The sequence below is a fragment of the Oceanicaulis sp. genome, from assembly GCF_965284345.1.
In the GTDB taxonomy this organism is placed as follows: Bacteria; Pseudomonadota; Alphaproteobacteria; order Caulobacterales; family Maricaulaceae; genus Oceanicaulis; species Oceanicaulis alexandrii_A.
On sequence record NZ_OZ260073.1, the window covers coordinates 1,342,658 to 1,366,275 of the forward strand.

The 23,618-nt window shown below is 61.1% G+C and carries 21 protein-coding genes; 6 read left to right on the forward strand and 15 right to left on the reverse strand.

Annotated elements, in window-relative coordinates; all coding sequences use genetic code 11:
- Positions 1-106 precede the first annotated feature (106 nt).
- From ACQ66J_RS06695 to ACQ66J_RS06710, 4 genes are read left to right on the forward strand one after another with little or no spacing between them, the layout of a single operon-like run.
- Positions 107-427 carry a hypothetical protein gene (locus ACQ66J_RS06695; protein ID WP_430430999.1) on the forward strand — a complete coding sequence of 107 codons (321 nt, stop codon included), beginning with the start codon at positions 107-109 and terminating at the stop codon, positions 425-427.
- Between the two features lie 59 nt (positions 428-486).
- Positions 487-1,419 carry an EamA family transporter RarD gene (gene rarD / locus ACQ66J_RS06700; RefSeq protein ID WP_430431000.1) on the forward strand — a complete coding sequence of 311 codons (933 nt, stop codon included), beginning with the start codon at positions 487-489 and terminating at the stop codon, positions 1,417-1,419.
- A gap of 17 nt (positions 1,420-1,436) precedes the next feature.
- Positions 1,437-2,414 carry an alpha/beta fold hydrolase gene (locus tag ACQ66J_RS06705; RefSeq protein WP_430431001.1) on the forward strand — a complete coding sequence of 326 codons (978 nt, stop codon included), beginning with the start codon at positions 1,437-1,439 and terminating at the stop codon, positions 2,412-2,414.
- Positions 2,415-2,421: 7 nt separating this feature from the next.
- Entirely contained in the window at positions 2,422-3,132 is a 711-nt protein-coding gene (locus ACQ66J_RS06710; RefSeq protein ID WP_430431002.1) for an NAD-dependent deacylase, read from the forward strand.
- Positions 3,133-3,425: 293 nt separating this feature from the next.
- Here ACQ66J_RS06710 and ftsY read toward each other — a convergent pair whose 3' ends face one another.
- The 10 genes from ftsY to dapF form a co-directional block, all read right to left on the reverse strand.
- Positions 3,426-4,742, reverse strand: a complete 1,317-nt coding sequence (ftsY, locus tag ACQ66J_RS06715; protein ID WP_430431003.1) for a signal recognition particle-docking protein FtsY — start codon at positions 4,740-4,742, stop codon at positions 3,426-3,428.
- The gene (gene mtaB / locus ACQ66J_RS06720) at positions 4,739-6,052 is read right to left on the reverse strand and encodes a tRNA (N(6)-L-threonylcarbamoyladenosine(37)-C(2))-methylthiotransferase MtaB (protein WP_430431004.1); all 1,314 of its coding nucleotides are present in this window, start codon (positions 6,050-6,052) and stop codon (positions 4,739-4,741) included. The genes ftsY and mtaB overlap by 4 nt, the downstream gene beginning before the upstream one ends.
- A gap of 370 nt (positions 6,053-6,422) precedes the next feature.
- Entirely contained in the window at positions 6,423-7,454 is a 1,032-nt protein-coding gene (gene fni, locus ACQ66J_RS06725; protein WP_430431005.1) for a type 2 isopentenyl-diphosphate Delta-isomerase, read from the reverse strand.
- On the reverse strand, positions 7,447-8,331 hold the full coding sequence (locus ACQ66J_RS06730) for a Brp/Blh family beta-carotene 15,15'-dioxygenase (RefSeq protein ID WP_430431006.1): 885 nt from the start codon (positions 8,329-8,331) through the stop codon (positions 7,447-7,449). The genes fni and ACQ66J_RS06730 overlap by 8 nt, the downstream gene beginning before the upstream one ends.
- The gene (locus ACQ66J_RS06735; RefSeq protein ID WP_430431007.1) at positions 8,331-9,512 is read right to left on the reverse strand and encodes an FAD-dependent oxidoreductase; all 1,182 of its coding nucleotides are present in this window, start codon (positions 9,510-9,512) and stop codon (positions 8,331-8,333) included. The genes ACQ66J_RS06730 and ACQ66J_RS06735 overlap by 1 nt, the downstream gene beginning before the upstream one ends.
- A complete protein-coding gene (locus ACQ66J_RS06740) occupies positions 9,484-10,437 on the reverse strand; it encodes a phytoene/squalene synthase family protein (RefSeq protein WP_430431008.1) in 954 nt (317 codons plus the stop codon). The genes ACQ66J_RS06735 and ACQ66J_RS06740 overlap by 29 nt, the downstream gene beginning before the upstream one ends.
- Positions 10,434-11,942 (reverse strand): phytoene desaturase family protein, encoded by a 1,509-nt coding sequence (gene crtI / locus ACQ66J_RS06745; RefSeq protein WP_430431009.1) that lies wholly within the window; start codon positions 11,940-11,942, stop codon positions 10,434-10,436. The genes ACQ66J_RS06740 and crtI overlap by 4 nt, the downstream gene beginning before the upstream one ends.
- Positions 11,939-12,844, reverse strand: coding sequence for a polyprenyl synthetase family protein (locus tag ACQ66J_RS06750; protein WP_430431010.1), 906 nt, complete (start codon positions 12,842-12,844; stop codon positions 11,939-11,941). Before ACQ66J_RS06750 ends, crtI begins: the two co-directional genes overlap by 4 nt.
- Positions 12,845-12,866: 22 nt before the next feature.
- Positions 12,867-13,625 (reverse strand): bacteriorhodopsin-like, encoded by a 759-nt coding sequence (locus ACQ66J_RS06755; protein ID WP_430431011.1) that lies wholly within the window; start codon positions 13,623-13,625, stop codon positions 12,867-12,869.
- A gap of 585 nt (positions 13,626-14,210) precedes the next feature.
- Positions 14,211-15,032 carry a diaminopimelate epimerase gene (dapF, locus tag ACQ66J_RS06760; protein ID WP_430431012.1) on the reverse strand — a complete coding sequence of 274 codons (822 nt, stop codon included), beginning with the start codon at positions 15,030-15,032 and terminating at the stop codon, positions 14,211-14,213.
- A 121-nt stretch (positions 15,033-15,153) separates the two neighbouring features.
- Here dapF and ACQ66J_RS06765 point away from each other — a divergent pair, with 121 nt between their 5' ends.
- Both ACQ66J_RS06765 and ACQ66J_RS06770 read left to right on the forward strand, forming a co-directional pair.
- Positions 15,154-17,370, forward strand: a complete 2,217-nt coding sequence (locus tag ACQ66J_RS06765; RefSeq protein ID WP_430431013.1) for a prolyl oligopeptidase family serine peptidase — start codon at positions 15,154-15,156, stop codon at positions 17,368-17,370.
- Between the two features lie 163 nt (positions 17,371-17,533).
- A complete protein-coding gene (locus ACQ66J_RS06770) occupies positions 17,534-18,601 on the forward strand; it encodes a hypothetical protein (protein WP_375547868.1) in 1,068 nt (355 codons plus the stop codon).
- Between the two features lie 69 nt (positions 18,602-18,670).
- On the opposite strand, the gene pheT is transcribed toward ACQ66J_RS06770, so the two are convergent.
- The 5 genes from pheT to rpmI all read right to left on the reverse strand — a co-directional run bounded on the left by pheT (position 18,671) and on the right by rpmI (position 23,490).
- Positions 18,671-21,061 (reverse strand): phenylalanine--tRNA ligase subunit beta, encoded by a 2,391-nt coding sequence (pheT, locus tag ACQ66J_RS06775; RefSeq protein ID WP_430431014.1) that lies wholly within the window; start codon positions 21,059-21,061, stop codon positions 18,671-18,673.
- A gap of 25 nt (positions 21,062-21,086) precedes the next feature.
- Positions 21,087-21,644 carry a hypothetical protein gene (locus tag ACQ66J_RS06780; protein ID WP_430431015.1) on the reverse strand — a complete coding sequence of 186 codons (558 nt, stop codon included), beginning with the start codon at positions 21,642-21,644 and terminating at the stop codon, positions 21,087-21,089.
- Positions 21,645-21,654: 10 nt separating this feature from the next.
- Complete coding sequence (gene pheS / locus ACQ66J_RS06785) at positions 21,655-22,737, reverse strand: phenylalanine--tRNA ligase subunit alpha (RefSeq protein WP_430431016.1); 1,083 nt, start codon at positions 22,735-22,737, stop codon at positions 21,655-21,657.
- Positions 22,738-22,877: 140 nt separating this feature from the next.
- Positions 22,878-23,237 carry a 50S ribosomal protein L20 gene (gene rplT, locus ACQ66J_RS06790; RefSeq protein ID WP_022700890.1) on the reverse strand — a complete coding sequence of 120 codons (360 nt, stop codon included), beginning with the start codon at positions 23,235-23,237 and terminating at the stop codon, positions 22,878-22,880.
- Positions 23,238-23,286: 49 nt separating this feature from the next.
- Positions 23,287-23,490, reverse strand: coding sequence for a 50S ribosomal protein L35 (gene rpmI / locus ACQ66J_RS06795; protein WP_375547863.1), 204 nt, complete (start codon positions 23,488-23,490; stop codon positions 23,287-23,289).
- Positions 23,491-23,618: the final 128 nt, after the last annotated feature.

The following is a 23,618-nucleotide window of genomic DNA, read 5'->3' on the forward strand; positions in this document are numbered from 1 at the left end:
CATGGTGACCAGTTTCACCGGGCTTCTGACCCGTGAAGACAAGCTGAGCTGAACCGGGCGCGCGCCTCGCTCGTATAGTCCATCAAACACAGTGCAGGAGCGGGACATGACGGCTTTTCGGATTATCGCAGCTGTGGGCGCGATCGCGCTCGCTATCTCCATCGTCTGGGCGTCAATGACCGCCGGGCAATCGCTGTCTGAAGCGGTGTCCTGGCTGGTCTCCGAGCCCTGGGGCGTCGTCAGTCTGATCGACCTCTATCTGGGCTTTGTGCTGCTGGCGATCCTGATCTGGGTGTTTGAACCCAACAAGCTGATCGCGCTGGTGTTCATCCTGCCCCTGCCGATCCTCGGCAATGTGTGGAGCGCGGTCTGGGTCGCCTGGCGTCTGGGTCAGGCCCTGACCCGGACACGGCAAACGGCTGACTAAAAAAACAACTGAGCAGGAAGTGGACTGACAGGGCGGGGCCGGGCCTCTAAACAGGCGCCATGTCCACGCCCCCACCCCTTCCTGACAGGCTCGATCCCAAACGCGCGGGGATCGCCGCCTTGTCAGGATATTTCATCTGGGGTCTCTCGCCGATCTTTTATAAATTTCTGGCCTTCGCCAATCCCAGCGAGATCGTGCTGCAGCGCGCCATCTGGTCGGCGCCGGTTCTGCTCTTGCTCTTGTATATGGGGCGGCGGATCGGGCCGGCCTTCGCGGTGCTTCATGACCGCAAGACCTTGCTGGTCATGCTGGCGACCTCGCTCCTGATCGCGGCAAACTGGTGGCTGTTCATCTTTGCGGTCAATTCCGGCCGGGTGCTGGAAGTGTCGCTGGGCTATTTTATCAATCCCTTGATGGTGGTGGCGGTGGGCGTGTTCATCGCCCATGAGCGCTTTGGTCCGTTGCGCGCCGTGGCGGTGGGGCTCGCCGTGCTGGGCGTCATCAATCAGGTCATCACCGTGGGCGAGCTGCCCTGGCTGGCGCTGGTGCTCGCGGGCTCCTTCACCGCCTATGGCTATGTGCGAAAGACGATCCAGGTGGACGCCCGCATCGGCCTGTTCTGGGAGACGGTGATCATCGCCATCCCGTCCATTGTCGTGTTGAGCGTTTTCGAGATCCAGGGCGGCGCGAACGCGGGGCATTTCCTGGACGGTCCATTTGAGACGATCATGCTGATGATGACCGGCCCGATGACGGTGGCGCCTTTGCTCTTGTTCCTGCTCGGCGCTCGGGGATTGACCTTCGCAACGATCGGCGTGTTGCAGTTCATCGCCCCCACCCTGCAATTCATCGTCGGGCTGGTATATGGCGAGCCGTTCAGCCTGGCCTATTTGTTCACCTTCATTTTCATCTGGTCAGGGCTGGCCGTGTTCGTGTTCGAGCTTTTACACTTCGAGCAACAACAAAAACGTGCGGGGCTCACCCGCGCATAACCGCCTCGGAGGACACCATGACTCACCCGCCCATGCCGCCTGCGCAAAAGATCAATGTAGGCGAGGTGAGCCTGTCCGTGCATCTGGCGGGGCCTGAAGATGGCGTGCCGGTGCTGTTGATGCATGGCTGGCCCGAACTGGCGCTGAGCTGGGCGCAACAGATCGAGGATCTGGCGAACGCCGGCTATCGCGTCATCGCGGCGGATAATCGCGGATTCGGCGCCTCTGACGCCCCCTATGAGGTCGCGGCCTATGGCGTGGACAAGCTGGTGGGTGATTTCACCGGGCTGCTGGATGCGCTGGGGATCGAAAAAGCGGTCTGGGTCGGTCATGACTGGGGCGGCATATTGATGTGGCACGCAGCCTGTCTGGTCCCCGAACGCTTTCTGGGCGCCATCGGGGTGAACACGCCGCACCTGCCGCGCGGCTCGGTTCCGCCCACCGATGTATTCAAGGAGCGCGGCGGCGAGGATCATTACATCATCGCTTTTCAGGACGAGGCGATGGACGATGTGTTCAAGGGCCGCGAAGACGACTTCTTCGCCTTCAGTTTCGCCGCGCCGGCGCCGGTCGCCGATCTCGACAAACTGCCTGATTCCATCACGCACCTGCCCAAACGCTTTGAGAAATTCGTCGAGCGCGGCGGTCTGAAATCCGAAGACGATTGCGTCGTACCGCCCGAAATCCGCAAGGTCTATGCCGAGACCTACGCCAAATCCGGCTTTCGCGGCGGCATGAACTGGTATCGCAATTTCGATGCGAACTGGGAGCGTCTGGGCGGGGTGGATCACCGGCTCTCCATGCCCTGCCAGATGATCGCGGCGGAGTGCGATTTCATGCTGCCGCCCAAACTCGCCGCCTGGATGCCCATGCTGTGTTCCGATCTCGATATGAATGTGATCGAAGGGATCGGGCACTGGACCCAGTATGAAGCGCCGAACGAGCTGTCCGAGCTGATGCTGGGCTGGCTCACTCGCCGTTTCCCCAGCGTCTGAGGCCGAGATGGCGCGCTATGAGAACATCGTCATTCTGACCGGCGCGGGCGTGTCGGCGGAATCCGGGCTGGGCACATTTCGCGATGCAGGCGGGCTGTGGGCGAAATTCGACGCTATGAAACTCGCCACGCCCGAAGCCTTCGCGGCCGACCCTGAAACGGTTCTGGGGTTTTATAACGCCCGGCGCGCGAACCTGTCTGACGCCAAAGCCAACGCCGCCCATTTCGCCCTGTCCGCGCTGGAGCAGGACTGGATGATGGATGGGCGGTCTGACTTCCTGCTGGTCACCCAGAATATCGACGATCTGCATGAGCAGGCGGGGTCAGCCAGCCTGCTCCACATGCATGGCGAACTCCTCAAGACCCGCTGCAGCCAGTGCGATCACCTGTTTTTTGATCGCGAGGATATGGCGATCGAGCGTCCATGCCCCGCCTGTACGAAGGCGGGCGGGCTGCGCCCTCATGTGGTCTGGTTCGGGGAAATGCCGCTGGGGCTCGACCAGATTTACCAACGCCTTGATCGCTGCGACCTGTTTGTCGCCATCGGCACGTCCGGTACGGTCTATCCCGCCGCCGGTTTTGTCTCGGAAGCGCGGCGCAATGGCGCGCATACCGTCGAGCTGACACTGGAGCCCGGTGAGATCAGCGGTCTGTTTGAAGAGCACCACTACGGCCCGGCGACCGAAACGGTGCCGGACTGGGTGCGGGGTTTGGGGTAGTCACCCTATGGGTCCCCGGGTCAAGCCCGAGGACCGAGATCATAGAGCCTTACCCCTCGGCCTTCGGACTTGATCCGGAGGCCCATTCCAAAATGTCATCGGACGGCTTGTCCGGCCGATCCATGCCGGTTGGTCTGATCATAGATCACGGCATGGGTTCGACGGATAAACCGGCGAATGACAAATGTAGAGGGGAAACTGTTCTTCTCTTCCCCGGCGAAGGCCGGGGCCCAGAGCCGCCCGCGCAGCGCCTCATGATCACTGGGTCCCCGCCTTCGCGGGGAAAGAGGGCGCTAACCCTCAAGCCCTGCCAGCGCCCGCGCGAACTCTTTCGCCTTGAAGGCCTGCAAATCCGCCTCGCCCTCGCCCACGCCGATAAAGTGGATGGGCAGCTTGAAGCGTTCGGCGACCTGAACCAGAGCGCCGCCTTTGGCGGTGCCGTCGAGCTTGGTCATGATGACGCCGGTCACTTTGGACGCTTCCATGAAGGCTTCCGCCTGGGAGATGGCGTTCGAGCCCACAGTCCCATCGAGCACCAAAAGCACGTGATGCGGGGCGGTTTCGTCCATCTTCTTGATCACCCGGACGATCTTGCGCAGCTCATCCATCAGCTCGGCCTTGTTCTGAAGCCGACCCGCCGTGTCGATCAGCACGGCGTCCGCCTGATCGGTGCGGCCTTGCTGGATGGCGTCAAACGCCAGACCGGCGGCGTCTGCACCCAGATCGCGCGACATGAATTTGGCGCCGGCGCGATCTGACCAGACCTGAAGCTGTTCGACCGCCGCGGCGCGGAAGGTGTCGCCCGCCGCGGTGATCACATCCGCGCTCTCGCGCGTCATCTTCACCGCGATCTTGCCCAGCGTCGTGGTCTTGCCCGAGCCGTTCACACCCACAAACAATACCACGCGCGGCGCCTCGCCGGTCATGTCGAGCGGCTGCTCATACGGGGCCAGCGTTTCAGCGACCACGTCAGCGAGCGCTTCACGGATCTCGATATCGGAAACATCCTTGTCGAACCGGTCTTTCGCCAAGCGATCAATCACCTTGGCCGCTGTCGCCGCGCCGATATCGGCCGCGATCAGCAATTCTTCCAATTCATCCAGCGCCGCCTGATCAAGCTTGCGCTGGGTGAACATCGCGCTCAGCCCGTCGCTGAGGCGCGAGGAGGATTTCTTCAGTCCCGCTGCGAGGCGGGCGAAGAAACCCTTCTTGTCTTCAACCGGTTCAGGTTGAGGCTCCGATGCTGGGGGCATTTCCTCCGTAGCCGGAGCAACTGACTCAGGCTGCGCCAGCGTTTCCGCCAGATCCTCTATTCCGCTCGCCTGAGCAGGGGCTTCGGCAATTTCATCCGGGTTCGGAATATTGTCGTCGGCAACGGTTTCCGCGCGCGCTTCCAGCTCTGGCTCCGGATCAGCCGGAGCCGGGGCGGGCGCGGCCGGGCGCGGCTCATCGAGCGTCTCGGGCGCCTTCTCAACGTCTGCGATGACCGCAGATTCAACCGGCGCTTCGTCTTCAATATCAGTCGCCGGCGCGTCTAGCGCTGGACCCTCAGACGAAGCCGCCTCGTCTTGTTTCTTTTTCTTGCCGAAACCGAATTTGAACCAGCTCACAGGGCAGCCTCCAGCGGGGTGGCGAACAGGGCTTTCTCGTCATGGCCAGTGATCAGGGTCCGAACACGCGCGCCGGGGCGAGCCGTCGAGTCCATCCGCACAGGCGAGAAATCATCGGCGCGCGCAAAGCCAGGCTTTTCAACGAGCACCGTCATCTCCCGTCCAACGCGTGAGGCGAGATGGCGTTGCAACGCCTCCTGCGATTTGGCCCGCAGACGCGCGGCGCGGTCCTTGACCACGTCGCGATCCACCTGCGGCATGCGCGCAGCGGGCGTGCCGGGGCGGGGCGAGTAAGGGAAGACATGCACGAAGGCCAGATCGCACTCATCCACCAGCCGTAGTGAGTTTTCAAACATCTCTTCGGTTTCAGTGGGAAAGCCCGCAATCAGGTCAGCGCCAAAGGCGATGTCCGGGCGGACGCTGCGCAAACGCTGGGCGAGGGCGATCGCGTCATCACGGGAATGGCGGCGCTTCATCCGCTTAAGGATCATATCGTCGCCCGCCTGAAGCGACAGATGCATATACGGGCACAGCCGGTCTTCCTCGGCGATGGCGCGGAACAAATCCTCGTCAATCTCGATGGCGTCGATCGAGGACAGGCGCAAGCGCTGCAGGTCAGGGACCTGCTTGAGGATGGCGCGCACCAGACGGCCGAGCTTGGGCTCACCGGGCAAGTCCTGACCCCAGCTCGTCATGTCCACGCCTGTCAGCACCACTTCGGAATGGCCGGTCTCGACAAGACGCCGGACCTGATCCACCACCTCGCCGGCGGGCGCGGAGCGCGCATTGCCGCGGCCATAAGGGATGATGCAGAAGGTGCAGCGGTGATCACAGCCCGTCTGCACCTGCACATAGGCGCGGGCGCGACCATCGAGCCCATCGACCAGATGACTGGCGATCTCACTGACCGCCATGATGTCATCGACCTTCACCTTGTCGCCGCCTGAAATAGCGGTGGACTTGAAGGTTTCGGGACGCAGCTTCTCGGCATTGCCGAGCACCTGATCCACCTCGGCCATCTTGGCGAACTGCTCGGGGTCGATCTGGGCGGCGCACCCGGTGACGATCATCTGCGCATCGGGCCGCTCGCGCTTCATCCGCCGAATGGTCTGGCGCGCCTGGCGCACGGCTTCATTGGTCACCGCGCAGGTATTGATGATGACGGCGTCTTGCAGTCCGCCCGCACGCGCGTGGTCGCGCATCACTTCTGACTCCCAGGCGTTCAGCCGGCAGCCAAAAGTGACAATCTCCACATCGCGCCCCTCTGAAACCTCAGGGGACGGGGCAGGGTTTTCCACAGGTGTGCTCATTGGCGCGCAAAGTGGGGTTGAGAGGGCGTTGGGTCAAGCGGGGAAGGGAGTCTGCAAGGCGGCTATGCGTTCGGAGAGATCATGGAGAGCGCTTCGGCCCCGCCCCTCTCCCCCTTGGAAAAGGGGGAGAGGCTGGGTGAGGGGGGTATAGACATATCCCAGAACAATCTCGCCATTTTTCCAACGCCGATCAGGCACGCTCTCTGAGCCGTATGAAGTGAGAAAACAGGCGATAAACACGTGATCTCAGGGGATCCGACCCGGCACTTTTTATTGGCTGACGCTTTTCTGATCGCCAATCTGCATTCTATTAGCGGCAAAAGGCTACACGGTCTGACAGGGTCGTCACGCTATCCACTTAGCCGCGCTATCAAGCGGGCGTCGACGCGAGTGTCGCTGATTTCAAAGCGCTCAGATCCTGTGATCCGGTTGCGAAACACGCCAGTCGCAGGCCCTCTATCACCGTTTCAAAGTGTGCGATGACAGCGTCAACGCTTTGGGTGGAACTGCGTAGCACTGAGCCTGCTTGCCCGACCAGATCGGCGCCCAGGCGCAGGGCTTTGGCGGCGTCGAGACCGGTTTTCACCCCGCCTGATCCAATGAGAGGCGTCTCAGGGCAGGCCAGCCGAACACGTTCAATCGCCCGTGTGGTCGGAATGCCCCAATCGCGGTAGGCCTCGGCCAGTTGGCGTATCGTCGGGTCCTCGCTCAGCGCGCCCTCGACGGCGCTCCAGCTTGTACCGCCGGCCCCGGCGACATCGATGGCTGATACGCCCAGCTCGACAAGGCGGCGGGCCACACTGACCGAGATGCCAAATCCGACCTCTTTAACGATGACGGGCACGTCCAGCGCCTTACAGACGGCCCCGATCTTGTCGCCAAGCCCCGCCCAATTGCGATCGCCGCCTGTCTGCAGCGCCTCTTGCACCGGGTTCAGATGCAAGATCAGCGCGTCAGCGCCGATCATCTCGATGGCGCGCTGCAGCTCAGGGACGCCGTAACCATAGTTGAGCTGAATGGCGCCGACATTCGCAAAAATCGGAATGGACGGTGCGTAATGGCGCAATCGTTGGTCGAGGCCATTGCTGCCGTCCGTCTCGATCGCAATTCGTTGGGACCCAACCGCCAGGGCGATGCCGAGCGCTTCTGCGGCTTGTGCAAGATTGGCGTTGATGTCCTGGGCGCGGGAGGGTCCGCCGGTCATGGAGCTGATCAGCAGCGGGGCTTTCAGCTGGAAGTTCAAGAAGCGTGTGGATAGGTCGATGGCGTCAAGATCGAGTTCCGGCAAGGCGCAATGTTCAAAGCGGATCCGCTCAAACCCCGCCGTGATGCGGTCTGCGTTCACGCCGCCTGAAAGAACGGCGTCCACATGTCCATTCTTACGGTCCATGATTTCAGCCATGACTGCGCCTTTCTGCATACTCCAGAACAAGCATGTGCGGCACTGTGAGCGCGGCAAGGCCAATGAAAACAAGACGCAGGAGTGCTTCGTTCATGGCCGCGCCAGTGGCGTTGAGCCCCCAGAAACCGCTCGCAAGAAGTGCAAGCGCCGCAGCGGTGTATCCAAGCACATAGAGCATTAAGGGCTTCGGACGAACCACGCCGGACAAGGTGCGCGTGTGAGCGATCAAATGCCGCGGGCTGTGCAAGCCGCAAAAGTAAATCAGAAAAAAGACGAGGGGCGGAAACAAGAGCGCGCCCAGAAAAGCGGCCAAAATCTCGATTGCAGACCATTTGACGGGCTTTTGAACAATGAAGCCCAGCACCAGACTGACCAGCACAGCCGGCCCCGCCAGGTATTGCTGCACGGGGACAAGTCCCGCTCCCGCGGGTCCGGCGAGAATGGAGTAAATACCGCTCACCCCATCGCCATGCAGAAGCGTCGGCAGGCAGAGCAAAGCGGTCCCGGTTGCAAGCCGCGCGACCGGAACGGTGCGATCAAACCAGTCCCCCGCAAAGTGCCAAGCGGATATGAACAAGAAGGCCGCGAGCGCGAGCGCTGGCACCAGAAGCCATAAGGCGAGTATGAACGCAGCAATCGCGAGGTAGATGGCGTTGAACGCAACAAAGCCTGAAGGCGTGCTCCACAATCCGGACTGACGCGCAATGAGTGGATCCAACGCCCCATGGGGCAGGCCCAGCAGCGACACGCCGACAAGCAGAACGAAAATGAGCGTTCGCGCTGAGAGGTCCATGGAACTCGCCAGAAACAGACCGGCAATCAGGCTGGCGAGGAGAAAAGCCATCGTTTCGGGAGGGACAGGTCGACGCACGCGCATCAGGCCGCGCTCTTGTGATCTTGCACGCTCGTCCAAACCGCTTTGAGAAAGGGGGCAGGCGGCAGCGCGCTGATAACGCTTACCTTATCGCCGAATGTTGCGGTGTCGCTCATGAAACGGACGAAAGCGTCAGGCGATAATCGCTTGGCCAGCGCCATGAAGAAATCAGCTCCGCGGCGAGGCTCAGCGCGTAAGGCGTGCAAGAACACCTGATCCATGAGCCCGCGGATCATGGGTTCGGGCGGGTGACCGATGACGCCGCGATCAGACAGGATGGAGACGGTGCAGGCCTCCGCCCAATGCTGGATGCGTTGAAAGGCGTATCCGGACGCCGGCCGCAACGCGCCTCCCGCCAGTCCTGCATAGACGTGTTGAGGACCCGAGGTGGCAGGGATGGCGTGGGTTAACCCCATGGGCAACACGCCGGACTCAGTGCGCAGACACTGCGTTGCGGCGCCATGAAGACGAATGATTTGGTCATCCAGCTGGCCGCGCAATGTTTCGGGGTCAATGCGATCTTGGGCGAAGCGCGTGACTTCGATCAGGGATCGCTCTGAGCCAAGCGGTAAAACGTATAGGAAATGAAAGCCATCCCGGTCGCAATCCATGGCTTCCATCAAGCCCGCCACATGGGCCTGCTCGGGACGCAGGGGCGGGTGCGCGATCTCGAGACCCAAAAAGCATTGATAAAGCAATGCCGGAGACTCGCCTGGCAAGGACCGGGTGTCGACCACGGCATTCGTGGACAGTACGCCCTGGTCAGTTTCAACGAGATAACGCTCTGAGTCCCGCCGAACATCCTGAGCGCGAACGCCCATCTTCATTTCGATTGCGTCATGACTTGCAATCCGTGCGCAGGCGTCATCATAGAAGTCCTGACTGCGGATATAGTGATAGCGCATTCCGGGGTGCTCATGCGTTTGCGTTTGCCCCGATAGCGTCGAGAAGCGCCATTGCTTCCAGGACTGGGCGACAAGATGGGACTCAGCATGATCATGCGAGGGGGCCCAGAAGCACCAACTCCTGTCGTCTGTATAAGCGGATCGAGGTTCGACCACGATGACCCGGGCCTTGCACCTCGCTGTCGCCAGGCGTCGCGCCAGCGACAGTCCGGCGCAACCACCCCCCAAGATCACGATATCAGCATCGGCGCTAGTCATGCACGCCAGTCCTGGCGTCATGGGGTTTCATGAGAGATTTCAGTGAGTCATGCAGGTGCGGATCATGGCGAACCGCCAGCCGTTTCAGTCTGTCTGTCGCCAGAAACGCGCCCATCGAACCGAGCGCGAGGCGACCCTTTTTCGGGCCGGTCACGCGAGCGCGACGATCCCAGCTCCGATAATCGTGTTTGGCGATATCCTGGCCAATGGCGCCATAGACGCGGCTGGCGACCAAGATTGCGAGCCGCGCACGGGCCGGGAGAAAGTGCAGCCCGGCTTCGCCGCTTGCATAATAGCGGTCAGCGAGGTCCAGCAAGCGTTTCGTGGCCGCCTTCAGATGAGTCTGCAAAGCGGGCGAAGGCTCTTGAATGTCTTGAGCTGAGGCGTTGTCGATCCAGGGGCCGGGAATGTAGCGCCGCCCCATCCGCGCATCTTCACCAATATCGCGCGCAATATTGGTCAGCTGCATGGCGATCCCCAAATCAATAGCGTGCGGCAAGGCGTCCGCCTTGTGGGTGTCGAGCACGCAACACATCATCAAACCGACGGTTCCGGCGACGCGATACGCATAACGGATCAGTTCAGCCTTGGACGTCAGAGCGACGTTCTTCAGATCCTGCTGCAATCCGTCAATGAGGTGCAGGGCCGGCTGGAGCGGCATATCCGTTTCAGACGCCAGCGCGATGAAGTCTGTCACAACCGGGTCGCTGGCGTAGCCGGTGTTGAGTGCGAAACGCGTCGTGGCGAGCGCTGTATTCGCGGCCTCAATATCTGTCGCCTCGTCAGCCAGATCATCAAGATGGCGGCAAAACGCATAAAGGCGCGCGCCTCGATCCGCATGCCGCGGGCCGAGAATGTGACTGGCGAAGTGAAACGAGCGACCATGCTGTCTCAGCACTTGGCGGGGCGGCGAGACGACGCCTGTGATGACGTTGCTTTGGGTCATTCCGCCGCGACGCTGAGCCGCCCTGATGTAGCGTGTTCGGCTCTCGGCAAAATATGCTCAAGCACTTTCGCGGACGAGATCACGCCGGGAAGACCAGCACCGGGATGCGCGCCCGCCCCGACGAGATAGAGCCCTTCGGGACCTTCGGCTTTGTTATGGAACCGGAACCACGCGGACTGCGAGAACACGGGCGCGATAGAAAACCCCGCCCCGGCCGGAGAAAGATAAGTCTTTTCAAAATCCACAGGCGTCATCGAAAAGGGTTCGCGGATACTCGTTTTCAAACCCGGCAATATGGATTGGTCCAGCGCCTCGATGACGCGCTGTTGCAAACGGGGCGCTTCAATCTCCCAATCAATATCAGCGTGAAGATTGGGCACCGGGACGAGCGCGTAAAAGCTGTCATGTCCGGGCGGCGCGAAACTTGGATCTGTAGCCGTCGGGCGATGCAGATAAATCGAGAAGTCATCCGCCAACACCTTGCGATTAAAGATGTCGGTCAGAAGAGATTTATAACGGGGGCCGAGCCAGATCGTATGGTGCGCGACGTCTGGATACTGCTGCGCCGCTCCGAAGAAAAGAACAAACAATCCCATGGATTGTTTGTGATGTCGCGCTTTCAGCCGAGCTGACGTCTTCACCGCTTGGACGGGCATCATATTCGAATACAGGTGGACAGGGTCAACATTGGAGATTACGGCGTCAGCCTGGAGGTGGTCTCCGTCCTGGGTGCGCACGCCGGTCACATGATCGTCGGCGACGTCAATGTGCGCCACAGTCGTATTGAGCCTGATTTCAATGCCTTCTTCACGCATGAGCGTTTCGAAAGCGTCCACCAGCGCACCGGTTCCGCCCATGGCGAAATGCACGCCATGGGCGCGTTCAAGAAAGTGAATCAGGGCGTAAATGCTGGTCGTGTCGAACGGATTGCCGCCCACGAGCAAGGGCTGAATTGAAAAAGCCTGACGTATCTTGTCGTGCTTGATGTGCTTGGAAACGAGATCCCAGACAGACCGGTATGCGCCCAATTGCAGCAGGTTGGGCACCTGCTGGATCATCGCGCCGAACTCATGGAAAGGCCGGTCAGAGAGCTGTTTGAATCCGACATCATAGATGGCCTGTGAGGCTTCGAGCAGTCGCTCATAGCCATCGGCGTCTTCAGGACTGAACCGGGCGATCTCGCGCCTTGTGTCTTCTACGCTTCCGCCATAGTCGAACGTCGAGCCGTCCATGTACCGAAACCGGTACCACGGCGTTAGCGGCCGCAATTCCACATAATCCGACAGGCGTTTATCGAATAAGGCGAACAGTTCTTCAAACAGGAAAGGCGCGGTCAAAACGGTGGGTCCGGCGTCGTGCCGGTAGCCGCCGCGTTCGAACACTTGCGCCCGACCGCCAAGCCGTGAGCAACGGTCCAGCACTGTGACGTCATACCCTTTTGCGCGCGCCCGGAGGGCGGCGGCGATGCCGCCGAAACCGCCGCCTATGACAACCGTATGGCTCATGCGGGCAATTCCTGTGGCGTGCGAGTGCGCAGCATCAGGGCGTCGATGTATCCCTTGATGATTTGCGGCATCGCGGCAGGAAGGGTCTGCGCAATATACGCCGCATTGTCGAGGTGAGATCGGGCGCGGTTCAGGATGTCACGCTCCGGATTTTTCGCGCCGGCGCTGGCCAGGATGTTGACCGCATTGATTTCGCCCGCCTGTTCGTCGGCGAATGCATCGTCGAGATCGTCGAGCATCTGATACCCAAGGGCGAAAGACTTTATCGCTCGCTGCGCGGTGATGACGTGATCCTCGCGCCGCGCCAATCTCAGGGCTAGCTCCAGTGGCAAGCTAAGAAGCGGGCCTGATTTGTTGGCGGCAATCGTCTCATAGTCTTCAAGCGACAGCTGGACGCGTTTCGCACCGTCCAAATCTTCTGACTGACCATGGATGGTCGCGGCGACGCGTTCATGCATGATCGTGATCAAGTCGGCGGCGGACTCGCCTACAGCGCCCAAGGCGGCATAAGCCCCGGACAAGAGCAGGTCGCCCGCGCAGATCGCGACTTCAGAGCCATATTCAGCCCAGACGGCGGGTTGCCCGCGTCGCGTCGCATCCCGATCTTGCAAGTCATCATGAATAAGAGACGCATTGTGCAAGAGTTCACAGGCTGTCGCGATCGCCACCGCTTGCTGGTGGGACAGCTTCAGGCTGAGCGCTGCGTCAAGCGCCATGCGCGCTCGAACACGGCTGCCGCCTGATTTCATATGATGATGGACCGAATTCTGTAGCACGCCTGAAGGGCTGCGACAGAGCCTCATCATCCGGCGTTCAACGTCTGCCATGAGCATATCTGGTGTCTGTGACATGGCATGATCCTGTTTATTGGTTTGAGAAGCGGAGGCGCTTTCCGCCAGCAACGCAAAGCGCCTCCAACCCAGGTTAAGCGGCTACAGTCTCTTCTTCAGACTTGCGTACGGCGATCAGGAAGATCAGCACGCCAAAGCCCGCTTTAGCCACGATATCGGCGATTGTGTAACCCACTTCGATGATTGTGGTCGCGCCACCGCCGTCAACCGGCAAAACGAACGGCGCAAAGTACACAATCGGGTAGAAGAACCATGAGAACACAGTCACATAGCGAGCCAGGCTCACCAAGCCGCGTACGCTGGCAGGCTGTGATTCAATGGCTTTCGACAGCCCGACGAACAACGTGTAGACGATGTAGAGGAACGGGATCATCGACAATGCGCCCCACAGGAAGCGCGTGCCGTCAATGCCGCCTGAAACTTCGCCTGGATAACCCAGTACAATCATCAAGGCGGCGGCGCCGCCAAGCGTGATGGATTTCGAGACAGTTTCAGACCGGGTCAGGCGCATCACCAAAATCAGCTCGATGAGCAGCAGAGGCACCGTCAGAAGCCAGTCGACATAACGATATTCTGCAACGAACCGGGCCCCGGTCACCTCAACGACGCCATTGGTGACTGTGTAAGCGTCACTCCAGCTCTCGAACATGCGGAAATAGTGATAGCCCGCGATGAACGTCACCAAGCCTGTGATCGTGAGTGCAGTCTTGTATGCTGGCGCGACTTGTGAACGACCGATCCAGAAAAAAAGTGTCGCCGCCGCCATAGTCGCTATGGTGAAAGACAACGCATTGTAGACCAGATAATACTGGCCTGCCGTAATAGTTTCCATTTGGATTTCTCCCAGCACAATCCGAGTAAAGTCCCGGTTTTATTGAATGCGATGCCTCGTGCATCACAGCGCGCCATGAAATGGTCTTATTTGTTAATCCGTCCAGTGATCTTTAGAAAAAAATTGCAAGTTTCAGAGATTTTTTTGTCAGGATTTGATTTGTTGTGCAAAGCAACAATGTTTGGCCGGTAATCGGTCAATATTATTTATCTAATTAGATCAAATATATAATGAACGTCATTTCCCGTACGTTCGAAATGGTGCGGGGGACAGGTTTGCATAAGCGAAGAGAGCGTGAAGGTCGTCATATCTGCGATCGAAGGCAAAATTGTTAATGCGCCTCTCGCACCATCCGTGTCGCATCATGACACTGACCGCTCATCCATGCACTTTTCCTCCAAATGTATCTATACCCGCATCAAGAAGGGGAGAGGGACGCGCACCAAGGCGAACAGGTCATGTTTCACCCGCTCAGAGTGTCATTCGCCGGTTCATCTGGTGAATCCATGCCGTGACCTGTGATCAAACCAACTGGCATGGATCCCCTGCATGAAGCGGGGGATGACAGGGTTGAGAGGAAAAGGATCAAACGCCCCGCAACTCCAGCACGCGCTCCAGCACCACCGGACCGGAGAGATGCACATGGCCCTCGCTGTCCCAGCGCACAGGCAATTTACCGCCATCCGCCTCAATCAGCGCTTCACGATCGACAAGCCCCTGACGATGCAACCCGACCAGCGCTGCGCAAGCGCCCGTCCCGCAAGCGAGCGTGAGCCCGGCGCCGCGTTCAAACACTTTCAGCCGTATATCGTCGCGATCGCGCACTTGGGCGAAGCCTGAATTCACGCGTTCAGGAAACAGCGGATCATGCTCGATGTCCGGGCCGATCTCGGTGATGGGCAGGCTCACGAGATCCTCCACCGCGAACACCACATGGGGATTGCCCATGGAGACCGCGCCAGGGCCTTCCAACCGTCCGCCGCCGGGCAGATTGACGCCAAAATCGAGCCGCACCGTATCCATGGGGAGCGACAGCGGAATCTGACGCCAGTCGAGCCGCGCCGGCCCCAGATCCACTTCCGCCGCACCATTGGCCAAGCGTTGTGCTGACATCAGCCCGCCCGCCGAGGTGAAACGGAGATGAGGCTTCGCGCCGTCTTCAAACAACAACCAGGCCGCCGCCCGCGTGCCGTTGCCGCACGCGCCCACCTCGCCGCCATCGCTGTTCCAGACCCGCAAATCGGCGTCGGCGTCATCGGACGGGTCGAGGACAATGAGTTGGTCAAAAGCATGCACCGCCAGCATCGCCGCGATATCCTGGGCGCTATAGGCGGACGGACCGGCCGCAAGGCGGCGATCAATGACGATGAAGGCGTTTCCCGCCCCGTTCATGGCGTAAGCTGTCATGTTCGCACCGATACGCCTCTCACCTCGTTCCCGCAAGATAATCCACCTGTAATACAGTATCACTTTGACCCGGAGGCCAACGCCCTGTTGAATGCGCGCAGTCGCTCAACAAGGGGAGAGCATGATGCGCCGCTGGGGTTTTCACCTGTCCGCCGCCGCCGCCGTTCTGGCGCTCGCGGCCTGTTCGCCGTCCGAAGAAACCAACATGACTGATACTGAGGAGTCCGGCGTGACAGACACCGCCGATCTGCCGGGCGCCGAGCTGAACGCCGCCATCCAGGCCGAAACCGAAAGCCTTGAATGGCTTGAAGAGGTTGAAGGCGAACGCGCCCTCGCCTTCGCCACCGAGATGAACGCGCAATCGCTCGACCGCCTCACCTCCGATCCGCGCTATGACACGCTTTACAATCAAGCGCTCGAGGTTCTGCAATCCACCGATCGCATCCCCTATGTGGGCGTGCGCAATGGCGAATTGTGGAATTTCTGGCAGGACGCTGATCACGTCAAAGGCCTGTGGCGCAAGACCAGCGTTGAAAGCTACGCCACAGAAAACCCTGAATGGGATGTGGTGCTTGATCTCGACGCGCTTGGTGAAGCCGAGGGCCATAACTGGGTCTGGCGCGGCGCGGATTGCCTGGCGCCCGATTACACGCGCTGCATGATCACCCTGTCTGACGGCGGGTCTGACGCAGCGGTGCGCCGCGAGTTCAACATGGAGACCCGCGAATTCATCGAAGACGGCTTCATCATCGACGAGACCAAGGGCTCGACCGCCTGGATTGACGAAGACACGCTGCTGATCGCCACCGCGCTCGATCCGGCGGAAGCCACCCAGTCGGGCTATCCGTTTGTGGTGAAACGCTGGAGCCGCGGCACGCCGATCGAAAGCGCCGAAGTGGTCATCTCCGGCGCCGAGGACAATGTGGGCGTCTGGCCCGCTCGCTTCGAACAGGCGGACGGCACGGCCTATATGATGGCCATTCAGGCCGCCAGCTTCTTTGAAAGCATCTATTACTACCTGCCCGACGGCGCGACCGGCGAGCCGGTCCAGATGCCGCTGCCGCGTAAATCCAATCCGCAAACCCTGTTTGACGGCCAGCTGGTCTTCTCCGTTGAAGAAGACTGGACCCCGGTTGAGGGCGGCGAGACCTATCCCACCGGCTCGATCCTGAGCTTTGACATGGGCGAATTCGTCGAGACCGGCGAGCTGCCGGCTGTCGAAGTCGTGTTCACGCCTAACGAACGCCAATCCATCGGCAGCGTCGCCACCACGGCGAACCATCTTTTGATGGTGATCAATGACAATGTGGTGGGCGGTCTGGAAGCCTTCACACGCTCTGACAGCGGCTGGACCAGCGAAAGCGTCGAGACGCCTCAGAACGCCTCGATCTCCATCGTCACCACCGATGATCACTCTGACCTCGCCTATGTGAATGTGGAGGGCTTCCTGGAGCCTGAAGCGCTTTATCGCCTGTCCGCCGACCTGCAACTGGATCCGGCCAAAGCGGCCCCGTCCTGGTTTGAGGCTGAAGGCCTTGTGGTCGAACAGCGCCAGGCGGAGAGCACCGACGGCACGATGATCCCCTATTTCATCGTCCATGCTGAAGGCGTGGAAGGCCCGCAGCCGACCCTGCTTTACGCCTATGGCGGCTTCCAGGTCAGCCTGACCCCGTCCTATTCGGGCACCCGGGGCCGGATGTGGCTGGAAAACGGCGGCACCTATGTGCTGGCGAACATTCGCGGCGGCGGCGAGTTCGGTCCGGCCTGGCACCAGGCGGGTCTGCGCACCAACCGTCAGCGCATCTATGACGACCTGATTGCGGTGGCTGAAGACCTGATTGATGACGGTGTGACCACGTCTGATCACCTTGCGGTTCAGGGCGGCTCCAATGGCGGTCTGCTGACCGGCGTGATGTACACCCAGCGTCCCGATCTCTGGGGCGCGGTGATCAGCCAGGTGCCGCTTCTGGACATGCTGCGCTTCCACACGCTTTTGGCAGGCGCCAGCTGGCAGGACGAGTACGGCTTCCCCGACGAGAACGCCGAAGAGCGCGCCTTCCTGCGTTCGATCTCGCCCTTCCACAATGTGGAGACCGGCGTCGATTATCCGCCAATGTTCCTTCTGACCTCCACCAAGGATGACCGGGTGCATCCCGGCCATGCCCGCAAACTGGCCTATCTCCTCAACGAGATGGATCAGGATGTTCTCTATTATGAGAACATGGAGGGGGGTCATTCCGCCGCCGCCAACCTTCAGGAAAGCGCGCGCCGCCTGGCGCTCGAATACACCTTCCTGATGGAAGAGCTGATGGACGAGGACGCCGAGAGCGAAGGCTAGGCTCACCGCTTCATCGCCGAACAGGAAAGCCCCGGAGCTGATGCTTCGGGGCTTTTTGCTGAGCGCCGTTAAGAATTCAGAAAGCACTATCCCCTGTCAGGGGAACCTTTGAATCGCAAAAACTGTATGCTGCCCAGTGAACCCAGCTGTGCAGAGGTGCGTCATGGTCGCTGACATTGCAGGCGGTGCGGGATATCTCGCTGATTTATATCGAACCCCGCCCCGAGACTCCGAGCCCGCCCTGATCAACTCGACCAGCGCACGCGATGCGGCTGCGGTCCCGCCCGTTGAGCGATCCGCCGCCGATCAGAACCGCGCTGGCGACGACCGCCAGACCCGCTCCGCCGCCGCAGAAGGGTTCGGACAGGCCGTGGGGGACAGACTGGACGCCTCCACCAACGCTGCGCTGCTGCAAGCCCAGGAAGCGCGCGTGCAAAACCGTCCTGATCAGGATCGTCCGGCCGCCTCGCCCACCCAAGACGCGACGCGTGAGGCCCCGACAGCGACCCCGGCCGTCAATGAAACTCGAGAGGACGCGCTTTCCGACACGCTGACCCGTGCGCGCGAGACGGAAACCGCTGAGCGCCAGGCCCGCGCCGCAGAGGCTCGGAACGCCGATGACGCGCGTGATACGCGCCGCGTAGAGACGCAAACGGTTGAAACCCGGACCGTCACTGAAGACGTCCGCCCGCAGGACGATCAGGCGCAAGCCGCTCGACCAGTCGAGGCTGAGGCGCGCTCACCGCGCAATGACACAGCGCCCGCTCAGAACGACGCCACTGATGCTGGGGTGAACCCGGCGGCCCGGGCGTCTGAGGCGATCAATCCCACCACTGAAGCCCTGGAGCAATCGAGCGCCGTGAACCGTGCTGACCCGCGCAACGCCGCCGCTGAGACGGCGGTTGATACCGCTGAGGCCGACAATGACGATAATGCGTCAGGACTGAGTTCAGCGCGTCCTGACAGCGATACGGTCAATGATGCCGAAGCGGAAGTGACGACGCCAAACACCCAGTTTGAAACGCGGTTCGCACGCGCCGATAGCGGGCTCTCCACCCGCGATGACGGCATCAGCCGCACCGATCCCAACCTTGCAACCGCTGACCGGCTCAATGACGTCGCGCCCGATCCCCAGCGCGCCCAGCCGGTCAACCAGCCCCTCGATAACAATCTGGATGGCGCGGTGACGCCGCAGGATATCGCCCGCAGCGGCGTAAATCTGACGGTCTAACGCTTAGTGCATGGGCAGGGCGGCAAGAACGCCCCGGAGACCTCAAGCCTCCGGGGCGTTGTCTTGTCTTCAGCCGCGCAAGCTGGCGCCCGCTTTCTGAGCGTTGGCGATGACCTTGGCGCTGATCGCCTCGATCTCTTTATCCGTCAGGGTCTTGTCGCTTGGCTGGATCGTCACTTCCAGCGCCAGCGAGACCTGGCCTTCAGGCACGCCCTGACCTTGATAGACGTCAAACAACGCCACATCGGTGATGAGCTGCTTCTCCGCGCCTTTGACGGCCTTGACCAGTTCGGCGGCTGGGGCGGAGGCTTCCATCAGGAAGGCGAAATCGCGCTTCACCGCCATCAGGCCTGAGAGTTCCAGCGCCGGGCGCGCCTTGAGGGCTTTTTTCTTGGCGGACGGGATCGCGTTCAGGAAGACCTCGAACGCCAGCACCCGGCCATCCACATCCAGCGCCTTGAGCGTTTTGGGGTGAATTTCACCAAATTCGGCCAACACTTTCGGGCCCAGACGCAGAACGCCTGACCGGCCCGGGTGCCAATGATCGCGTGCATCCGCGGTCACTTGCAGCTTCTCAACCGGGGCGCCCGCGGCTTCCAGCGCCGCCAGAGCGTCCGCCTTGATGTCAAACACGTCCGGCGCGCCGCTCCCCCGCCAATCGCGCGCAGCGACCACGCGGCGCACGCCGGTCACCACAGTCTGCTGACCGGTCGGGCTGTCATTGAGATAGATGGGACCCGCTTCGAAATAGCGTGCATCATCAAAGCCGCGATCCGCGCTTTTCTGAACGCTGGTCAGAAGATGGATCAGGGCGGAGGGCCGCATCACGTCCAGTTCCGTGCTGATTGGATTCTCCAGCGCCAGACCTTCGCCCACACCGCCGAACAGATCGGCCTGATCAGTGCGGCAGAACGACCAGGTGATGGCTTCGCGATAGCCGCGATTGGCCGCCGCGCGGCGCGCCGCGCGCACCCGGTTTTGCAGCTCGGTGGCGGGCGCCTCGAACCGTTCGCCCTCGGGGCGACGGAAGGAGACGACCGGCAGGTTGTCATACCCGGCGATGCGGGCCACATCCTCGATCAAATCCGCCTGATGCGAGCAATCGCGACGCCAGCTCGGCACGCTGACCGTCCAGCGCTCGCCGCGCGTCACGCCAAAGCCCAGAGAGACTAGGATCTCTTCAATCCGGTCTTCAGAGAGCTCCAGACCCAGAAGCCGCTTGATGCGGGAGGGGTCGAACTGGATGTCGTCCGGTCGCGCCGGGGATTCCCCGGACACCGTGACTTCAGAGGCTTCGCCGCCGCCGTATTCAAGGATCAGCGCCGTGGCCAGCTCAATGCCGTCCACAGGACTTTCCGGGTCCACGCCGCGCTCGAAGCGGTATTTTGCGTCTGATTCAATCCCGAGCTCACGCGCAGACTTGCGGATGATCGCCGGATCAAACCAGGCGCTCTCGATGAAGACGTCGGTCGTCTCCGCCGAGCAGCCTGAATATTGCCCGCCCATAATCCCACCCAGACCCAGCGCGCGGGTCTCGTCTGCGATTACGCAATGGGTTTCGGACGGGGTGTAGGTTTTTTCGTCGAGCGCCACATGCGCGTCAGCCTCGCCGCGCCCTTTGCGGGCATGAAGCACCGGACCGATCTTCGCGAGATCATAGACGTGCAGCGGCCGCGCATAATCAAACGCAACATAATTGGTCACATCGACTAGCAGGTTTTTCGGCGTAATGCCGATGGCGCTGAGGCGTTTTTGCATCCATTCGGGCGAGGGCCCGTTCGTGACGCCCTTGATCACCCGGCCCGCAAAGATCGGGCAGGCTTCAGGCCAATCGAGCTTGACCGTCACCGGGCAGGGAAACGTCCCAGGAATTTTCTGAACCGGGCCGGTTTTCAGCGTGCCGCCGCCCGCGGCGGCCAGGTCGCGTGCTATGCCAAACACCCCCAGCCAGTCCGGCCGGTTCGGGGTGACTTCAAAGTCGATGACCGGATCATTGACGCCCAGCGCTTCAGCGGCGGGCGTGCCGACGGGCCAGTCGCCCTCCAGATCCGCGATGCCGTCATGATCCTCGCCCGCCTCGATCTCCTTGGCCGAGCACATCATGCCATAGCTCTCGACGCCGCGGATCTTGCGCGGTTTCTTGTCGAGGCTGAAATCAAGGCCGGGGATATAAGCGCCCAGCGGGGCGTAGATGGCGGTCATGCCCGCACGCGCATTATGCGCCCCGCAGACGATCTGTTTTTCGCCGTCTTTCGTTTCCACCGTGCAGATGCGCAGCTTGTCCGCATCAGGGTGCGGCTGGGCGTCCTTCACATAGGCGGTGGAGAACGCCTCAAGCTTGGCGGCGGGGTTCTCGATCTCTTCGATCTCCAGACCCGCCATGGTCATCTCCTCGTCCAGCTGGTCGAGGGTCAGATCGGTGTCCAGATGCTCTTTGAGCCAGGAATAGGTGAATTTCATCGGTCAGGTCCAAAGGGTCGGAGAGTTAGAGATTGCTGACGCCCTGAGCAGGGCAGGCGTCTACAGATTCAGGTTTCGGGTTGGCCGAGCCGCTTGTGTGCGCGATCCAGCACTCGTCCAGAACCGAGCAATAGCACACATCCACGCTGTAATTACTGGCGAGCGCGTACATGATTTCGACAGCATCATCATCTTCAGCGCGAGGAAATTGAAAGGCGAACACCTCCACCGTATCACCCGCCCCGATAATCCGGCCGGTGACGCTGGTGGCGGATCGACCGGTATGGCCGGCAAACAGCTCTGAAAGCGCCTCGAGGTCAGATACAAGCGCGCCTTGATAGAAGATGGCGATGGAATCGAGCCGGGCCGGGCCAACCCCTGCATTCTGGATGTTCAGGCCCAGAACAATGTCGTCATTGCGCTGGGTCGAGAAGCCGTCCAGTTGCAGCGCAGGCCAGACCGAAGCACGGATCTCCTGGCGCATGACGCGGCCCTGATCCCAGGCCACGAACAGCGCAATCAGCGCCGCAATCGCCGCTGCGAGCGTTCCAATTGCCTGAAGGTGATTGGAATTCAGCTGCATCGCCCGTGTCCTAGCTCAGCCCGGTGGCGAGGTTCGCCTGCAGCAGCGGGCTGAAGCCATAGTGGCTCAGCCAGCGGGTGTCAGGCTCGAAGAAGGGCCGCAGATCGGGCATGCCGTATTTGAGCATGGCGAGACGATCGACTCCCATGCCGAAGGCGAAGCCCTGATACTCGTCGGGGTCCAGACCGCAGGACTTGATCACATTGGGATGGACCATGCCGCAACCCAGAATTTCCATCCATTTATCGCCCGAGCCCACTTTCACCGCATCGCCCACGCGCTCATAGCGCACATCCATCTCCGCGCTCGGCTCGGTGAAGGGGAAGTGATGCGGGCGGAAACGCGCCTCGACGGTGTCGGTCTCAAAGAACGCCGCGACGAAATCCATCAGGCAGCCCTTGAGGTGACCCATATGGGTCTCCTTGTCGATAACGAGGCCTTCGACCTGGTGAAACATCGGCGTGTGGGTCTGGTCCCAGTCACAGCGATAGACCCGGCCCGGCGCGATGATGCGGATCGGCGGCTTGGAGTTGAGCATGGTGCGGATCTGCACCGGGCTCGTATGGGTGCGCAGGACTTTCGGCGTCTCGCCGTCAGTCGCCTTCATGAAGAAGGTGTCGTGGGTGTCGCGCGCGGGGTGATCCTCGGGGAAGTTCAGGGCCGTGAAGTTATGAAAATCATCTTCCACGTCCGGGCCTTCAGCCACAGCAAAGCCCATATCGGCGAAGATCACCGCCAGCTCTTCCATCACCTGCGCCACCGGATGCAGCGAGCCTTGCGACTCGCGCTTCACCGGGCGGGTGACGTCCACCGTCTCGCTGGCGAGCGCCGCGTTCATGGCCGCATCTTCCAGCGTCGCCTTGCGGGCCTCCAGAAGCGTGTTGAGGCGGTCTTTCAGACCGTTCAGCGCCGGGCCCATGACCTGACGCTCTTCAGGGCTCATCTTCCCGAGCTCACGCATTTTCAGGGAGACTTCGCCCTTCTTGCCGAGCGCGCCCACGCGCAGCGCATCGAGCGCGGCGAGATCCTGGGCGGCTTCAATATCGGCGGACAGGCGCGCTTCAAGCGCATCAAGGTCGGAAGAGGCGGTCATTAGTCACTCCGGGGATCGGACGAGCAATCATTCAGATAGGGGTTTAGCGAGGCCCGCGCCTGATCTCAAACGCGAAAACGCCCGCCTGCAGCTTCTGCAGACGGGCGCTTGTCACAAGCTGTCGTACCAGAAGGTCCGACTTAGCCCTGCAGAGCCTGCTTGGCCTGAGCGACCAGGGAGGCGAAGGCTTCGGGCTCATGCACGGCGATATCGGCGAGAACCTTGCGGTCCAGCTCGATGCCGGCCTTGTTGAGCCCGTCCATAAAGCGGGCATAGGTGAAGTCGTTCAGACGCGCAGCCGCGTTGATCCGCTGGATCCACAGCGCGCGGAAGGTGCGCTTCTTCGCGCGACGGTCGCGATAGGCGTACTGACCAGCCTTCTCCACCGCCTGATTGGCGACGCGGAAGGTGTTTTTGCGACGGCCGTAATAGCCTTTCGCCTGATCAAGAACTTTCTTTTTCCGGGCGTGACGGGCCGGGCCGGAGGACACTCGAGCCATTCGGGCTGTCTCCTAAATCTTTGTAAAAGGTGGGCTTAGCCGTTCCGCCTTAGCGGTTGTACGGCATGAAACAGCGCTTGACGACTTTCGCGTCCGGAGCCGCCATCGCGGAGGTGCCGCGCTTTTGACGGATCTGTTTCGGGGTCCGCTTGATCATGCCGTGGCGCTTGCCCGCCGGGCCGGCCATCACTTTGCCAGAGGCCGTGACCTTGAAGCGTTTTTTGGCGCTTGATTTGGTCTTCAGTTTCGACATTTCGCTCTCCATTCCTGCGGGGAAATCCAGCCGTTCAGGGCCAGTCTTTCCAGCGTTCTCAGCCGCCCGGCATGTCGATGAAGCCGGGGTGGCTGGTGAGTAAGAGCGGGGGTTATACGCGCCCCCGC

Excerpts from the sequence above, each read along its gene's own strand:
- ACQ66J_RS06695 (WP_430430999.1), top strand. The coding sequence starts at position 107 with ATGACGGCTTTTCGGATTATCGCAGCTGTGGGCGCGATCGCGCTCGCT.
- rarD (WP_430431000.1), top strand. The coding sequence starts at position 487 with ATGTCCACGCCCCCACCCCTTCCTGACAGGCTCGATCCCAAACGCGCG.
- ACQ66J_RS06705 (WP_430431001.1), top strand. The coding sequence starts at position 1,437 with ATGACTCACCCGCCCATGCCGCCTGCGCAAAAGATCAATGTAGGCGAG.
- ACQ66J_RS06710 (WP_430431002.1), top strand. The coding sequence starts at position 2,422 with ATGGCGCGCTATGAGAACATCGTCATTCTGACCGGCGCGGGCGTGTCG.
- mtaB (WP_430431004.1), bottom strand. The coding sequence starts at position 6,052 with ATGAGCACACCTGTGGAAAACCCTGCCCCGTCCCCTGAGGTTTCAGAG.
- fni (WP_430431005.1), bottom strand. The coding sequence starts at position 7,454 with ATGGCTGAAATCATGGACCGTAAGAATGGACATGTGGACGCCGTTCTT.
- ACQ66J_RS06730 (WP_430431006.1), bottom strand. The coding sequence starts at position 8,331 with ATGCGCGTGCGTCGACCTGTCCCTCCCGAAACGATGGCTTTTCTCCTC.
- ACQ66J_RS06735 (WP_430431007.1), bottom strand. The coding sequence starts at position 9,512 with ATGACGCCAGGACTGGCGTGCATGACTAGCGCCGATGCTGATATCGTG.
- ACQ66J_RS06740 (WP_430431008.1), bottom strand. The coding sequence starts at position 10,437 with ATGACCCAAAGCAACGTCATCACAGGCGTCGTCTCGCCGCCCCGCCAA.
- crtI (WP_430431009.1), bottom strand. The coding sequence starts at position 11,942 with ATGAGCCATACGGTTGTCATAGGCGGCGGTTTCGGCGGCATCGCCGCC.
- ACQ66J_RS06755 (WP_430431011.1), bottom strand. The coding sequence starts at position 13,625 with ATGGAAACTATTACGGCAGGCCAGTATTATCTGGTCTACAATGCGTTG.
- dapF (WP_430431012.1), bottom strand. The coding sequence starts at position 15,032 with ATGACAGCTTACGCCATGAACGGGGCGGGAAACGCCTTCATCGTCATT.
- ACQ66J_RS06765 (WP_430431013.1), top strand. The coding sequence starts at position 15,154 with ATGATGCGCCGCTGGGGTTTTCACCTGTCCGCCGCCGCCGCCGTTCTG.
- ACQ66J_RS06770 (WP_375547868.1), top strand. The coding sequence starts at position 17,534 with ATGGTCGCTGACATTGCAGGCGGTGCGGGATATCTCGCTGATTTATAT.
- pheT (WP_430431014.1), bottom strand. The coding sequence starts at position 21,061 with ATGAAATTCACCTATTCCTGGCTCAAAGAGCATCTGGACACCGATCTG.
- ACQ66J_RS06780 (WP_430431015.1), bottom strand. The coding sequence starts at position 21,644 with ATGCAGCTGAATTCCAATCACCTTCAGGCAATTGGAACGCTCGCAGCG.
- pheS (WP_430431016.1), bottom strand. The coding sequence starts at position 22,737 with ATGACCGCCTCTTCCGACCTTGATGCGCTTGAAGCGCGCCTGTCCGCC.
- rplT (WP_022700890.1), bottom strand. The coding sequence starts at position 23,237 with ATGGCTCGAGTGTCCTCCGGCCCGGCCCGTCACGCCCGGAAAAAGAAA.
- rpmI (WP_375547863.1), bottom strand. The coding sequence starts at position 23,490 with ATGTCGAAACTGAAGACCAAATCAAGCGCCAAAAAACGCTTCAAGGTC.